A 14,882-nucleotide genomic window follows, 5' to 3' on the forward strand; every position below is an offset into this window, starting at 1 on the left:
TTATTATAAATCGATTATTTCTGTGATGAATTATCCCGGCATCTGCTGGTTACAGGGATATTTCTGGCGACAAGAGTAAGAAATATCCCGATAGCTAATGGTATAATAAGCAGCATTGAGTGTGTTGAAATAGCATATCCATAAATATAGTCTTCCAGACTTACCGCAATCAGCGGAAAGATAAGAAATACAAGCGAAGCCTGGAAGGCATTAGCCTTTTGCTGAAGCGCAAAGTAGCACAGGATACCAAAAACTCCAGCAAAAGCCCCGAGATACAGGGTAGCTAATATTGAGTGTACTGAGAAGGTTGATACTTGTGGTCTTTCAAAAAACCATCCTGTCGCAGAAAGTATCAACCCAGCTAAAAGGCACGGGAGTGCATTAAATGTGATAACAGAGACAGTACAACTTCTTTTCTTACATTGTGTATATATTATGGCATGGATTAACACAGCAGAAATAAGTGCAGTGATACCCTGCCAGTGACTCTCTGTACTTGTATTCGTTTCTTCAAGAAGTATCCCCGTCAATGCAGTGATTGCGATAGTTAAGCCCGCGATCTGCATTAGTTTCGCTTTTTCATTTAGAAACAAAACCGATGCTATCAAAACGGCCACAGGCATATTCGCAAAGATAATGGCGGCAAGCCCAGAGTTGACATAGGTTTCACCATAAATCATTAGTGAGAAAGGAATAGAAAAATAAAAGATGCAAATCACAAACTGGAATAATCGTTGTCCGGGAGGAAACAACAGTGTTTTTTTTCTTAACCATGCAATGATGATTAAAAAAGGTGCTGCAAACATAAACCTCATTCCGGTTGCAAACACTGGAGGGATAGTTTCAACGGCAATTCGCATAGCCAACCATGTAGTCCCCCAGGTCAGTGAAACTAGCATGAATAATATAGATATCGACACCTTGCGCATAAGATCCTCTCCGTAAAAAAATTAATTTAGCTTTTTAGCTAGAAAAAAGTAGCGTTTTCTTCACTGTGTTTTTTATATGTTTAGATAAAAATTTCTCTATCAGAAGACGCAGTTATGCTGAATGAGAAAAATAAGAAATGACTCAGGCTGTTACCACACGATTGTCCACTGCGCCAGCAAGACCTGGCAGCAGTTGTCGATTTAATGTCTATTCTTGCTGGAAGGCATAAAACGCCTTGAAGATGAAGAGCTCATCATTAGTCGGGTTCCCTTGTTGAGCCAGGACAAGTTTAACTTATCGCTTTCAACCCTTACGATGATAAATGATCTTATCCACCCATAATGGACATACGGCTAAATGAGTAAATTCTCAAGTAAGAGGCAGGATCTGTATCAACCAGTAAGAAGCCCCGGAAACAGCACCGGCGGAATTCCGTCAGGAAGCTCTGAAACTCGCTGAATGTACGTTGCCCACGAACGATTGTTAATCAGCGCCATAGCAAGAATAATTGTTTGTTTCACAAGGAGATAGAAAAAACTATAGCTTTGCGCCGGGGCGGAGGCAGGAGGAGATAACTCGTTGTAATAGAATGTTTTTATATGGCGACCTTAATACTGGCGCCATTTGGGATAAAATCTAATCAATTAACAAAATTGTGATCCGCTTCTAAATTACTTCTCCTGGCCGTACGGCTACCTGGAAGAATTTGTTCTGAGTCAGATTCATCACGAGAGCTTGTAAAACCCATTACGTAGCCGCAGAACATAATGGGTTACCAGAGCAAAACAGTTTATAACGTAACATAGATGCCAGACACACTACGACGCGATGCCTGTAATTGCGCATTAACGCTTCCTGCTGTTACTGTTTGTCCGCCGATCGCCTCAAGTGAGGCAGTAAAATCACCGCTGTAGGTTTCTACTGAACCGGATGATACCCGTGTGGTTAAATCTTTATAGCCATACCAGCCTCGGGCGTTGCCGATGCCCGTCCTGATACGATCGGGCAACAGATTAATCGGCGTACCGGCATCGTTATAGATGCGAATTCCTACTCCGGAAGCTACGCCGGGTTCGCCATAATGGGGGTCCAGTAGCCACGACAGACCGCCTGCGGATGCGGGTATCCCCAGCGACGAGCCACCGCCACGGCGGTGGGTTGATTAACGACAAACCCCATCGCGACATTGGCGGCACTAATGGTTGGACGTGGGCTGGATACGGCGCCGGACTCACATTCCAGGCTGACGTGGAAAGGTACCTGACTACTCTCCCCGGCGGCTAATACGCCGACGGCGACAGGGGGAATTTTCACGATCGCAGGATAATCTGTGATTTTACATAACGCGCCGCGCGCCGGTAGTGCGAAGCTGATGGAAGTACTGGACCATCTTAACGCAAAAGACGGGAAGGGGACGTTGTACTTCGCCGGGCAGGGGATGCCGCAACAGTGGGCTATGAAGCGAGAAATGCTTTCGCCCCGGTACACCACCCGCTATGAAGACCTGCTTCTTCCTGATGTTCAGGACATCCTGATTGCCTGTGTGGATGGTCTGAAGGGCTTCCCGGATGCGATAAACAGCGTCTTCCCGCAAACTTATATCCAGCTATGCATTATCCATATGGTGCGTAACTGCCTGAAATACGTGTCCTGGAAAGACTACAAAGCCGCCACCAGCGGCCTCAGGCCCGACCGAAGAGGCGGCACTGATGGCGATGGATGCGTTCGCGAAAGTCCGGGACGATAAATATCCGCAAATCAGCAAAAGCTGGCGTGCGCACCGGGAAAACCTCAATACGCTCTTCAGTTATCCGCCGGATATCCGCAAGGCCATCTATACGACAAACGCAATCGAATCTCTGAACTGCGTGATCCGTGCCGCGATTAAGAAACGCAAGGTGTTCCCAACGGATGACTCAGTACGAAAAGTTATTTATCTGGCAATCAAGGATGCGTCAAAAAAATGGAGTATGCCGATCCAGAACTGGTGGCTGGCGATGAGCCGTTTTATTATCGAGTTCGGTGACCGCCTGAGCGATCACCTTTAATAACTGGGCAGTTACACAGAATTACTGACAGGCTCATTCTTTTGTGTTGCGCATCTCTGTTTCTATTGTTTTAGATAGCCATAAGAGCTCCGTTGCTGAGAGTTTTAGTCGTGGGGTTCTTTCTTCTGTACCGGGTGGTCGCATTTCAAAACTGCAGGAACATCTGCTGAATACTGTATACTCCTGTATTTTGCATGTTGTTGAGATCAGTGTGCAATTCCTCGGTACTGGCTTGTTCTGTATAGGTCTGGAGATTTCTGGGTAGTGTCCTTGTGGACCTGAACATATGTTTTTGATTGAAAATGGCATCGTGTTTTATCCTTTACGCTGTGAAATGTTGTTTTGTGCTCTTCTGTTGTGATTGGTGATGTGACGAGATCGTCCATGCACCCTTCCTTTTATTGACGGCGTATCAGTCCATTGATGCCATGCTCGCTTAATTTGTCCAGCATCAGCAAGCCGTCGTTTTCTTTCTGCTGCAATTCAAGCAACTTAAACCGTATTTCGTTAAGTAAAGGTTTAATAACTCCGCGCTTGCGAACCACCTTTTTGATAACGTCTTTTTCGAAGTATAAACGGCAGAAGTGATTTTCATAATTCGCCTACACTCTTCACCCAGCGCTGGCAAATTTTCAACGCTGAAAGGCTGGGGAGAAGGGCGTCCAGTTGCTGAACGGAGAGCGTACCAAACGCCCTGATTCCACGTGTTATCAAACTTCATACCGTGGTTATCATCCAGACAAGGCGCTTGAGGTTGCTCATATGTTTTGGGGAAAGAGGTTCGGTGGTGGGTACTGGATATCCTGGATCGGGAAGTGGGTTCCACTGGTGCCAAATACAGGGTGCTGGTAAACCGGTGGATACCTCAAATCCTGACAGGCCAGAGCATCAGCCTGATAAAATCGTATTACTGATTTCTAACCAGTGGCACATTAATTGTACTAGCTCAGACTCCAACTGACAGTTTGCTTGAAGTGAGTAGCGGACGTGACCTGCCCCCAGGAGTAAAAATAAACTTTCTATTGATACATTTAATTAACTTATTTATAACGTTATATTCCAAATGCAAACTTGTTCAATTGGATATGTATGGACATTCAAATCACACATCAAGTTACTGAATTTGATAAAGAAGAACTATTAACCGGGTTAAGAAGCTACAATGCTCAGTTCGTCGATTTTAGTAAAAATGGGCAGCTTGGGGTCTACTGCAGAAACGAAAGCGGCGAAATGGTAGGCGGATTAATTGCTGACAGAAAAGGTCCGTGGCTCTGCATCGACTATCTTTGGGTAAGTGAATCTGCAAGGAGCAACGGTCTGGGGAGCAAACTTATGGAGATGGCCGAAAAAGAAGGTTTGCGGAAAGGCTGTGTTCATGGACTTGTAGATACCTTTAGCTTCCAGGCTCTCCCTTTTTATGAAAAACAGGGTTATATACTTCAAATGTCGCTACCGGACTTTCCTAAAGTAGGTTCGCAAAGGCATTATTTAATTAAGCCTGGTTTATAGCTTTGCTGCATTTGAATACCCATAGTTTTATGAAAGCTGCAATCAGGTGGCTTTATAATATATCGTACTGGTGGCCTGTACACACTATGATCAGCGTCCGCTTCTGGCACAGGGCGGACAGTCAGATTAGGTTTGGCACTGTGCCATAGATATGTCAGCTCACATTTGAGCTAATACCCCCTGGCACGGCTAGAGGTACTCAGACAGCCGCTTGTAGGCGGCATGGTCCGGATACAAAAACATATTGCGCTGTTATATAAACTGTAAACTGGGCTGTGCGTATAATACGAATCTTTCACTCAGAGAAACCTGCTGACAGCGTTAGTACTCCATTAATTAATTTTATACTAAATCTCTGTGGTATGGCACAGGCGTTTAGAAGACAGGTCAATTGCGATCTGCTGGCTGGGATTTCGTCGCGCCACTCAAAAATGCGCAGAGTTTTTCACCCGCCGTCAATGGCTCAATGGGCGTTTTTCCGAGAGCGGTCTCAGTCATGACGATGGCAGGACCAATAAGCATGGACCATACTTCGCTCGCGTCTTGCTCAAGCGATGTGAAGGCAAGGAACAGTGTCTTATCTGAAGGAAAGCGGTGCTGAGTATTAAAAAGTTTCAGCCAGGCGCGGGACTGCCGGTCGGCCTGTGCTGATCGCGTACCGAAGCGGAGTACTCTTTTTAGTATGGTGATACCCACAATGCCTGGCCCCAGAATAAAGGGACTCCCGACGTTTATGGTGACGCCGACCCCGAGAAAAACGAGGGCAAATGACAGCACGTTATCTACTCTTCTGGTAAGGGTACTGTATAGCTTTTCCAGATAGTACCGGTAAAGAATTTGATAACTGATTTCATCCGTGCTCATACATCTCCAGATGGTTTTTCGATTACGCTCCGGTATGCTCCCGGAATCCTGACAGATTCTGCAATTATGCCACACTTCCTGGAGGGTATTAATTAGATAGAATATAAATAGCAGGCAAATATTTTGAGCTTTTAGTCGATATCGCTTTGAAAATCATTTCTCCTGCACCAGGAGATGCTGTTGTCGGGAATCGTGTCAAACGTTGCTGCGCCGGTCGGACTGCACAGGGTAACTCTCGTAGTCAGACTCTCATTATGGTCTCAAATGGATAATCCGCAGTCGTAACACGCCGAATGTCACGACTGACGCTATTATTACCCTGGCTTGTTAAAGCGGCATGACCACATTTTCTATATATAATAATTGGTTGTCTTTCGACCAGTATTGTCGAGTTTTTTGGTTTAATTCAACAATCCATTTAAAAACGCCTGCTGTTGCCAGATCGGCACAGTATTTTTCATAGGAATGTTCCCCCGAAAAGTGTTTGGCTGAAGTCAATTTTATTAATTGCGTATTTGGTGTCGAATTGACTTTAATCAGCTTTCTATTGCTTTTAATAGAAATGAAGTGGCCTGCATGAGTGATAATTTTCACATTACCGGTAGCAACAAAATAGATGTAATAAGCGATATTATTATATTCCAGATCGATTAGAAATGCGTTGAAATTTGCATCCTTTCTGACGCGCTCGAAAAAGTGGTTAAGCATAAGCTGTAATTCCATTTGTTAACCTATTGTAAGTTATAATGTTATATGTTGTGTTAGAGTATTGTTGCTTAAAAGCAGCCATACAAAGATGTTACCTAAAAGCAATAATAATCGTCTGGTATCATATAGTTTACGTTATGATTGGAATAGTGTTGCAATTGTTACTGATTATTTCTCGTAGCGCGTTTTTTTGACCACTAATAGATGAGTCAATCCATTTCATTTGTAGTTTTTCTGAACGCCATGAAAAGTCATAATATATAAAAATCAGTTAATTAATTGATATTTAGATAAGGGTTACAGTGGCGGAGAGGTTTGGCATGGCGACTTTATAGGTTTTGAAAAAGCGGCTAACTCGCTGGCAGGATAATTGGTCGCCAGCCTGTGAATGGGGGCAAAATCGTAACAACATCAGCATAAATAATAATATTCATGAATGTTTTGTGTGACGCAGCAGTTGAATTGAAGTGATGTTTTGCCTGTTCAGGATTGTCCCGATAAAAATGTTCCTCGATAAAAGTCGATCACCTTGCGCCGAAAAAAAACAGGCTAAGTGACAGAAGAACAAAATCCATCAGGAAAATAAAATTTATAAAGATCAATGAGTAAAAATGGTTGTGGAGAAGGTGGCTATTTTTTGAAAGCAAGAAATATAAATAAAGTGTAGCTATGCATAGTTATCTAAAAGGAGAACTACCGTGACTAACATAACACTATCCACCCAGCACTACAGAATCCATAGAAGTGACGTTGAACCAGTAAAAGAAAAAACAACGGAGAAGGACATTTTTGCAAAAAGTATTACTGCCGTTAGAAATAGCTTTATCAGCCTGTCGACGAGTTTGTCAGATCGCTTTAGCCTGCATCTGCAAACAGACATACCGACTACCCATTTTCATCGTGGGAGCGCCTCTGAGGGGAGGGCAGTATTAACCAGTAAAACTGTTAAAGATTTTATGCTGCAAAAGCTCAATAGCCTGGATATCAAAGGTAATGCGAGTAAAGATCCGGCCTATGCTCGTCAGACATGCGAAGCCATATTAGCAGCCGTGTACAGTAATAATAAAGATCAATGTTGTAAATTACTCATCAGTAAAGGGATCAGTATTACCCCATTTCTGAAAGAGATAGGAGAGGCTGCGCAGAATGCGGGGCTACCTGGAGAGATGAAAAACGGCGTATTTACTCCAGGTGGGGCAGGGGCGAATCCTTTTGTCGTCCCCCTCATTGCTGCAGCGAGCATTAAATATCCGCATATGTTTATAAATCATAATCAGCAGGTGTCTTTTAAAGCGCATGCTGAGAAAATCGTTATGAAAGAAGTTACGCCGCTGTTTAATAAGGGGACGATGCCAACGCCACAACAATTTCAGTTAACTATAGAAAATATTGCGAATAAGTATCTTCAGAATGCCTCCTGAAGATAGCAAACACAATACCGCTATTAACCGTATGAATTAATAGCAGATTTTCTGAAACTATATATTCATTTTTATGGCGACGCTTTTAACAAAACGTCGTCATATTTATTTTAATATAAAAATCAAATGGATACCCTTAAAACTTAAAATAATTGTTATTACTCTAAATACCAGTATAACCAGACAGCTTTTTTTGTAACGCTGCGTGTTGTTAAGTCTATGATACCCGCGCACGGATGATGTCTCGATAAGGATTAATGGTCTGTTAACTGTCAGGAGAGGTTATGCCGCCTTTAAAAAAAATTATGCTGCTCCTGTTTGTGGGGGCGATGGTCGCCACGGTAACGACACCTGCATTGGCGCTGGTTTGCCTTGCAACTCACTCAGCTGAAGAGTGTGCTGAAGCCTGTGGTGTCGATATGTGGTTTATGTTTCCGATATGTTTTTAAGGAGGAAGAATATTGAACGTGAACAGGCGATAGTGAGTAGCTCGCTGCGCCAGGGGATAACACTCCCCTGGCGCAGCCAGTTATATTTTATTGCGATGATAACAAAGCATTTACTCGCTACTGATGAAATTCGCTATTTACAACAGAGCACGTTTACTAAGCAAAAAAAATCTGCACACGCTATCTTTTTATATCTGTCCTGGGTAATGAACGACAGGAAAAACATGATGCGGCCTGAAGAGATTTATCAGCGAATAGAGGCAAAGAATTGGCGGCATGTCTGGGTGGTCGGCGATATCCACGGCTGTTTTTCAATGTTAATGAAAAAGTTACGTGAGTGTCGATTTGATCCGCAACAAGACTTGTTAGTTTCTGTGGGCGATCTCATTGATAGAGGCCCGGACAGCCTGGGTTGCCTGGCTTTACTGCGTGAGTCCTGGATGATGGCGGTTCGCGGCAATCATGAACAAATGGCGCTGGATGCGCGGGCCTCATCGCAGTCGACGCTGTGGTTGATGAATGGTGGCGACTGGTTTACCCGCCTGACGGCTGAACACGCTGCGCAAGCTGAAGCGCTTTTTATCCTTTGTCAGCGGCTGCCCTGGATACTGGAAGTTCGCTGCCGCCATAGCACGCATGTGATCGCTCATGCAGATTATCCAGCGTCAACCTATCAATGGCAAAAAAAGGTCGATTTACATCAGGTTCTCTGGAGCCGCGAACGGCTCATAAATAAGCGCGGCGGGATTAGCGGAGCCGATCATTTTTGGTTTGGCCATACGCCGTTGCGTCGGCGCATGGATTTTGCCAACGTACACTATATTGATACGGGCGCGGTATTTGGCGGGCAATTGACGTTAGCGCGGATACAATAGCGGTATCAGCGACCAGGGTTAAAAATCGCTATATTGCTGCGCAGGTCGCCAGAAGCCGTCGATAAAATCCTCTACCGGAAAACAGCCGCCATGGCGAATCCGTTGATCGTCCATCGAATAAAGACATTGCTGCTCGGTATCGTAGATGTCCACGACAATATCCTCGCATCCTCCATCCAGGTAACATACAAAAAGTACCAGCGCGAACATTACATCCTCAATGTTAACTACTTTACACGATAGTGTAGGAGAGGTTAGCGCAGGGGGGAAATGAGAAAAGGAAGAATAAATAACCCGCCTGGCGACGGGTTCTTTTTGAGTCAGGCAAGACGCATGACCCAGGCATCAGATTTAGGATCGTAATGATTACGGAACAAAACGGAATGTTCCCCGTTGAGAATGGCGGGAACGCTGGTTTCGGCATCCCAGGCGTCCAGTTGCATACATAAATCCGGATCGGATTTACAGGGGATAGTTAACGTTCGCTCCCCCGGTGATTCGCCATGTAATTCGGCATCGTCGATTTCAAAAGCGCCAATGCGCACACTGGTTTTCATCATCGTGCTCTCCGTTAATACGCTAATTGTGGTACGACCAGTTTAGCCGTCCATTTTTCAGCGTAGTCAACATACGCAAAAGCGCCAGTCAAAAAGTGCGGTTTTTTTGTGCGCCTTTTAACTGTTACCAGTAAAGAGTTTGCCATCACGTACCAGTTCACGCGGGTAACTGTTCTTTATTCTGGCGCCGATACGTTTTGCCAGACCAAGCGGCTGATGCTGGAACGTCACCAGGACATCATCAGCGGCAGGGGGTGTTTGCGGATAAATATCCCGACCGCGATACCACTCCTCCGCCTCTTGCGCAGAAAGTTCGAACGCGTGAGCATGAGTCGGGCAGGCAAGGGCTATCGTCGCCTCATGTTGCCAGCGATAGCCTTTATTATGACTTTCAGCCAGCTTAATACCGAGCCGGGAAAAACGGACTTTTCCGATCAGTGATTCAATCTCTGCCGGGAATAGCCAGACCTCTTTTTCACGCTGCCAAAGATGGAGATTTTCATCCCATAGCAGTCCGACGGCGTTGGCCGCCTGGGTAACGTGTAATGCTTCGCGGCCTTTGAGGGGGGTAAAAGGAAACGCCCCCACTTTATACCCCGGCGCGGGCATGGCTGGAAGGGATGACATTTTACGCAGACGTGCGACAAAGAATCCTTCGCAGTCGTAAATTTGCGGGAAGACGTGCAGGAAGCCTTCCGGGGTGAGGGCGCGGTCAGCGTCAGGAAACAGATCACCCAGCGGCAAAAATTCAACGGCGTCGGCGTAGGTCTCTTTCAGCCAGAGGCAGACCGCTTCGTTTTCCTGGCGATTTAACGTGCAGGTGGAGTAGACCAGCGTGCCGCCGGGTCGTAAAGCATGAAAAGCGCTGTCGAGCAGTTCCCGCTGTGTCGCCGCGATATCCAGATTGCTTTCTGGCGACCAGTTTTTTAGCGCATCAGGATCTTTACGTACTACGCCTTCGCCAGAGCAGGGCGCATCCAGCAGGATAGCGTCAAACATCTCCGGTAACGCAGCGCCAAATACGCGGCCATCGAAATGCGTCAGTGCGGTATTGGCGATTCCACATCGGCTGATATTAGCGTGCAGAACTTTGACGCGGCTGGCCGAAAATTCGTTGGCCAGAATGGCGCCGCGGTTCCCCATGCGGGCAGCGATCTGCGTGGTTTTGGAACCAGGCGCCGCTGCCATATCCATGACCCGCTGCGGATGATTACCATCGGCGAACAGGGCCGCGACCGGCAGCATCGAACTGGCCTCCTGAATGTAAAACAGGCCGCTTAAATGCTCAGCGGTACTGCCAAGCGGCAATGCCTCTTCATCATCGCGCTCGATCCAGAATCCTTCATGACACCACGGAATTGGCGTGAGCGACCAGCCGTAGGGCGCGATTAGGGCAAGGAAATCAGCCACGGATATTTTAAGCGTATTGATGCGTATACTGCGGCGCAACGGGCGTTGGCAGGCCGAAATAAATTCATCAAAAGAGAGCGTGGAAGGCATTGCTTCACGCATTTGCGTCAGAAAAGCGTCAGGAAAATAGACAGCGTGTTGAGCCACAGGTGTATCGCCGGCAAAAAAACAGGCGCGCAGTGTAGCATAAAACGCTCCGGCGCGAGTACGCCGGAGCCTGGTGTTTAACGTGGCAGAGCGGTACCCCATTCACGCCACTCTTTCGGTTCGCTCTCTTGTAACAGGAAATGCTTACCGGCTTGCGCTTTTGGTGCCAGTGGCGTACCAGGTGGAGTAGCGAAGGCGATACCGCCACGGATGAACTGATTAAATGTTCCCGTTTTCACCACGCCGCCTGTCAGACCAAAGTCGAGACTATAGCCGGAGGCGAGCCAGAATACGGAGTTATTACGCACCAGATATTGGTAACGCTTACTGATGCGCAAGGTGATCATCACGCGATCGGAGAGCGACCCCAGGGACATTCCGGTGACGGTTCCCACTTCGATACCGCGGAACAGGACGGGGGTGCCAATATTAAGCGAGCCTGCTTCTGGCGCCTCCACGACGATGCTTAACCCATCCAGATAGCGTGAGTCGGTAATCGTGGCTTCCTGCAGTTCAAAGTCGCGCCGCGCCGCGCCGCGTCCTGGCTCAACGTTAATATAGGGCTGGAGAATTGTATCCAGATGCTCGACACCCGCCGCGGAAATTTGTGGCGTAATAACGGAAAAACGTGTCCCGGCGCGGGCAAATGTCTGTACGTACTCCGGATAAAGGACGGCTTTTGCCTGCACTTCATTACGTGCGGTGATCAATTCCAGCGTCTGGATCTGGCCGATATCAATACCGAGGTAACGAATTGGCATCCCCTCCGCCAGTTTTCCGGCGTCGAACGCGTGCAGCGTAATTTGTCCGCCTACCGCGCGGGCGGAAGTTTCTGAAGCATAAAGAATGCGTTTATCGCCTTTGCGCCGACTGGCGCTGGCGCCGCTCAGGTTATCAAAACTAATGGCCCCTTTCAGCGCGCGGGAGAGTGGCGAGGCCTGTACCGTTAGGCCGCTGCCGTTAAGTTGCACCTTCGCGCCGCCTTCCGCCCAGAACACGCTATTGCTGGTTAACAGGTGGCGATATTCCGGCTTAATATGCAGGTCGATGTCAAAGGTATTGGCGCGTGGGCGAACGGTGATGACTTCGCCTACCTCAAATTTTCGATACAGCACGACGGAACCTGCCTGGACATCCGGCAACGTTTCGGCCGTCAGCGTTAAGGTGGTAGTCGGTAAGTCACTGAGGCTATTTTCCAGCGCTTTTTCCAGGTTAGCATAGAGCGGGTAGGTGGATTTCATCTTCCCGCTCGTACCGGGTAAAATACGAATTCCGCCGTCAATCCACTCGCTGGCGCTGGCGCCGAGGAACTCTACGCCGTCAAGGCCGACTTTGACATCCACCCGGCTGTTGACCACGAATTTACTGTCGCCCTGTACCAAATCCCGGTGCTGCGGTTCAATCGCGACGATGAATGACACGCCTTTACTGGATAAGTTGCGCTCAATGACCTGGCCAATTTTTACGCCATGTAAAATTAACGGCTGGCCCGGTTCGATGCCGTAACTCTCCGGGGCCGTCAGCGTCAGGGTTAAGGCATTCGCCTCATGCAGCAGGGCTTTTTCACCCGGCACCACCACAAATTCACTGCGCGGTTCTCCGTCGCCCGGCACCAGCTCGAAGGTTTTTCCGGTTAACAACGAACTGATATTCGCGTCACTTAGCGACAGTTTGGGATTGCGTAACTCAATGCGCGTATTTTCCCGCATCAGCGGAACAACGCTGGGATCGACGGTCATCTCTCCAGTGACTTTACCGCCAGGGTTGAGCGTCAGTTTAGAAAGCTCACCCACCTCCAGTCCCTGGTACATGAGCGGCGTAGATTCCGCCTTCAGACCGTCTCCGCTGGGCAGCTCAAGTTTAACGATTACCCCTCGTTGGCTGTGGGCTAAATCTTTATATAAGCCGAACGTGTCATCCTGGGCGGCGGGTTTGGAATTGTCCGGCGAGTCAAACGCAATCGCGCCATTGACCAGGGCCGCGAGGCTCTCCAGTTTCACCTTCGCGCCGCTCAGGCTTAGATCGGCGTCAATGCCGGAGACATTCCAGAAACGGCTGCCTTTTTTCACCAGATCGGTAAACCGTCGCTCAATTAGAACGTCAATCGTAACGCCCTGTTTGTTAGGATTAATCGAATAGTCATACACCCGTCCGACAGGGATTTTACGGAAATAGACCAGTGAACCGCTATTAAGCGAACCGAGATCCGGCGCATTGAGATGAATCATCAGATCGCCGTTGCTAAGCCGGTATTTAGGCTGAGTATCCAGGGCGACGAAATGATCTCTGGGCTTGCCTTTACCTGGCATCATACCGATGTAATTCCCGCCGACCAACGCATCCAGGCCGGAAACGCCCGCCAGCGAGGCTTTGGGCGTCACCAGCCAGAATTGCGTCTCTTCGCGCAACGCATCTTCCATATCTGATTTGATACTGACGCGAACTTCAATTTTGCGCAGATCTTTGCTCAGGCTGACATCTTCCACGGTGCCGACTTCTACTCCCTGATAACGAACGGGAGTCCGGCCTGGTACGATACCATCCGCTGACATAAAATCGATAGTCACGCTATTGCCGCGATCCTGGTAGCTATCCCATACTAGCCACCCTGCGATCATTAGCGCGATAAGCGGTAGCAGCCAGAAAGGTGAAATACGGCGTTTGGTTTTAATTTGCGCTTCAGTCTTCGAAGCGGGCGTTTCCTGACTCATGTGCATCCCAAAGTAAGCGGCTATCCAGCCATTCCACTGCAAGAATAGTCAAAATTACCGCTGCGCCGAAATAAAACGCAGCCGGTCCCATAGTAAAAGCCAGAATCTGATCGCGATTAATCAGAGACATGGTTAACGAGATAACGAAAAGATCCAGCATCGACCAGCGGCCTATCCATGTCACCAGACGCAGCAACAGAATTCGCGTCCGCAGTCCCTGTTCGCATTTAAAATGGATACTCAACAGTAGCGTAAACATCACGATGACTTTGGTAAACGGCACCAAAATACTGGCGATAAAAACGACGGCGGCGACGGCGATATTGCTGCTGGCAAGCGACATAATGCCCGACAGGATAGTATCTTCCTGACGCCCGCCGTTAATGTAGATTACCGAGATAGGCAGCAGGTTTGCCGGCAGCAAAAAGACAATAGACGCCAGCAAGGCCGCCCAACACTTTTGTATGCTCTGTTTTCTGCGTAACCGTAGCGGAATATGACAACGCGGGCAGCGTCCTTTCGCATCCGGATAGCCGCTAAAGTGGCAGCCAAGACAGACGCGCAATCTTTCGTCCGCACGTTGAGCAGGGCGCTGCGGATAAAATCGTTCCCATAGTTGCTCCACATTCAGATGAATCATAGTCAGAATGCTAAGAACCACCAACGAGACGAACGCTAAAAGCCCGATGCCCGGCTGCAGAAAGGCATAGTCCTGCACTTTGATAGAGGCAACGCCAATACCGACCAGATAGATGTCCAGCATCACCCACTCTTTCAGTTTTTCCAGCATCAGCAGGACTGGACGCAGATTCATGCCGAGGAGGCTGCCAAACCACAGATAAGCAATTGAAAAAACCAGAATAAGCGGCGCGCCCACCACGCAAAAGAGCACCATTGCGGCGGTTAACGGATCGCCCTGCTGCGTCATTTGCCAGATGCCGTGCATCACATTGGCATCAATGCGTACGCCCAACAGGTAGATATGGAGTAACGGTTCGCTCCAGGCAAACGGCATCAATAGCAGCATGGTTACCGCCATCGCGGTCAGCCGCGTCAGCGACCAGTCGCGCCCATCGCGAATTTTGGCCTGGCAACGAGGACAATAAGCGCTTTGATGAGCGCTCATCTCCGGCAAGCTGAACAGCATGTCGCATTCAGGGCAGCGCTGATAGTGGCTGCGCGGCAGCGCTTCGCTAATTGACCTGATCGTTAGCTTTTTTGTTGGCGTGACGTGTGAGGTGTTCAGAGCCATG

Annotated in this window: 14 protein-coding genes and 3 pseudogenes; 6 read left to right on the forward strand and 11 right to left on the reverse strand. The window is 48.0% G+C overall.

The annotated features are described in order from the left end of the window. Nucleotides 1-14: 14 nt before the first annotated feature. Both ACLJRH_RS02365 and ACLJRH_RS02370 read right to left on the reverse strand, forming a co-directional pair. Entirely contained in the window at nt 15-929 is a 915-nt protein-coding gene (locus ACLJRH_RS02365; protein WP_001233453.1) for a DMT family transporter, read from the reverse strand. Between the two features lie 791 nt (nt 930-1,720). Beyond that, a pseudogene (locus ACLJRH_RS02370) lies at nt 1,721-2,286 on the reverse strand (fimbrial protein); the annotation flags it as partial. On the opposite strand from ACLJRH_RS02370, the pseudogene ACLJRH_RS02375 reads away from it, so the two are divergent. Then, nucleotides 2,273-2,440: pseudogene (locus ACLJRH_RS02375) on the forward strand (DUF4113 domain-containing protein); the annotation flags it as partial. The pseudogenes ACLJRH_RS02370 and ACLJRH_RS02375 sit on opposite strands and share 14 nt — an antisense overlap. A gap of 9 nt (nt 2,441-2,449) precedes the next feature. Next, nucleotides 2,450-2,978: pseudogene (locus tag ACLJRH_RS02380) on the forward strand (transposase); the annotation flags it as partial. Between the two features lie 145 nt (nt 2,979-3,123). Here the strand turns inward: ACLJRH_RS02380 and ACLJRH_RS02385 are convergent. Together ACLJRH_RS02385 and ACLJRH_RS02390 are read right to left on the reverse strand one after the other, a co-directional pair. After that, nucleotides 3,124-3,264 carry a hypothetical protein gene (locus tag ACLJRH_RS02385; protein ID WP_001576018.1) on the reverse strand — a complete coding sequence of 47 codons (141 nt, stop codon included), beginning with the start codon at nt 3,262-3,264 and terminating at the stop codon, nt 3,124-3,126. A 165-nt stretch (nt 3,265-3,429) separates the two neighbouring features. After that, a complete protein-coding gene (locus ACLJRH_RS02390) occupies nt 3,430-3,699 on the reverse strand; it encodes a hypothetical protein (protein WP_077909932.1) in 270 nt (89 codons plus the stop codon). A 368-nt stretch (nt 3,700-4,067) separates the two neighbouring features. Here ACLJRH_RS02390 and ACLJRH_RS02395 point away from each other — a divergent pair, with 368 nt between their 5' ends. Beyond that, nucleotides 4,068-4,487, forward strand: coding sequence for a GNAT family N-acetyltransferase (locus ACLJRH_RS02395; protein WP_000354410.1), 420 nt, complete (start codon nt 4,068-4,070; stop codon nt 4,485-4,487). Between the two features lie 387 nt (nt 4,488-4,874). Here ACLJRH_RS02395 and ACLJRH_RS02400 read toward each other — a convergent pair whose 3' ends face one another. Beyond that, on the reverse strand, nt 4,875-5,351 hold the full coding sequence (locus ACLJRH_RS02400) for a hypothetical protein (RefSeq protein ID WP_023137470.1): 477 nt from the start codon (nt 5,349-5,351) through the stop codon (nt 4,875-4,877). Nucleotides 5,352-5,678: 327 nt separating this feature from the next. Continuing rightward, nucleotides 5,679-6,074 carry a DUF1398 domain-containing protein gene (locus ACLJRH_RS02405; RefSeq protein WP_000422883.1) on the reverse strand — a complete coding sequence of 132 codons (396 nt, stop codon included), beginning with the start codon at nt 6,072-6,074 and terminating at the stop codon, nt 5,679-5,681. Nucleotides 6,075-6,757: 683 nt separating this feature from the next. Here ACLJRH_RS02405 and sopE2 point away from each other — a divergent pair. The 3 genes from sopE2 to pphA all read left to right on the forward strand — a co-directional run bounded on the left by sopE2 (nt 6,758) and on the right by pphA (nt 8,804). Further along, nucleotides 6,758-7,480, forward strand: a complete 723-nt coding sequence (gene sopE2, locus ACLJRH_RS02410; protein WP_000182069.1) for an SPI-1 type III secretion system guanine nucleotide exchange factor SopE2 — start codon at nt 6,758-6,760, stop codon at nt 7,478-7,480. Between the two features lie 284 nt (nt 7,481-7,764). Then, on the forward strand, nt 7,765-7,929 hold the full coding sequence (locus tag ACLJRH_RS02415; protein ID WP_001134850.1) for a hypothetical protein: 165 nt from the start codon (nt 7,765-7,767) through the stop codon (nt 7,927-7,929). Nucleotides 7,930-8,153: 224 nt separating this feature from the next. Then, nucleotides 8,154-8,804, forward strand: coding sequence for a protein-serine/threonine phosphatase (gene pphA / locus ACLJRH_RS02420; protein WP_000986166.1), 651 nt, complete (start codon nt 8,154-8,156; stop codon nt 8,802-8,804). An 18-nt stretch (nt 8,805-8,822) separates the two neighbouring features. Here the strand turns inward: pphA and ACLJRH_RS02425 are convergent, their stop codons facing one another. The 5 genes from ACLJRH_RS02425 to yebS all read right to left on the reverse strand — a co-directional run bounded on the left by ACLJRH_RS02425 (nt 8,823) and on the right by yebS (nt 14,881). Further along, complete coding sequence (locus ACLJRH_RS02425) at nt 8,823-9,014, reverse strand: YebW family protein (RefSeq protein WP_000457838.1); 192 nt, start codon at nt 9,012-9,014, stop codon at nt 8,823-8,825. 110 nt (nt 9,015-9,124) lie between these two features. Next, a complete protein-coding gene (locus ACLJRH_RS02430) occupies nt 9,125-9,361 on the reverse strand; it encodes a YebV family protein (RefSeq protein ID WP_024131167.1) in 237 nt (78 codons plus the stop codon). 117 nt (nt 9,362-9,478) lie between these two features. Continuing rightward, nucleotides 9,479-10,918, reverse strand: coding sequence for a 16S rRNA (cytosine(1407)-C(5))-methyltransferase RsmF (rsmF, locus tag ACLJRH_RS02435; RefSeq protein WP_001633706.1), 1,440 nt, complete (start codon nt 10,916-10,918; stop codon nt 9,479-9,481). Nucleotides 10,919-10,995: 77 nt separating this feature from the next. After that, nucleotides 10,996-13,629: a PqiB family protein gene (locus tag ACLJRH_RS02440; RefSeq protein WP_001521100.1), complete on the reverse strand. Its 2,634-nt coding sequence runs from the start codon at nt 13,627-13,629 to the stop codon at nt 10,996-10,998. Beyond that, nucleotides 13,598-14,881: a membrane integrity lipid transport subunit YebS gene (gene yebS, locus ACLJRH_RS02445; protein ID WP_001207293.1), complete on the reverse strand. Its 1,284-nt coding sequence runs from the start codon at nt 14,879-14,881 to the stop codon at nt 13,598-13,600. Before yebS ends, ACLJRH_RS02440 begins: the two co-directional genes overlap by 32 nt. Between the last annotated feature and the right edge of the window lies 1 nt (nt 14,882).

This window comes from Salmonella sp. SAL04162, assembly GCF_046551535.1.
Lineage (GTDB): Bacteria > Pseudomonadota > Gammaproteobacteria > Enterobacterales > Enterobacteriaceae > Salmonella > Salmonella enterica.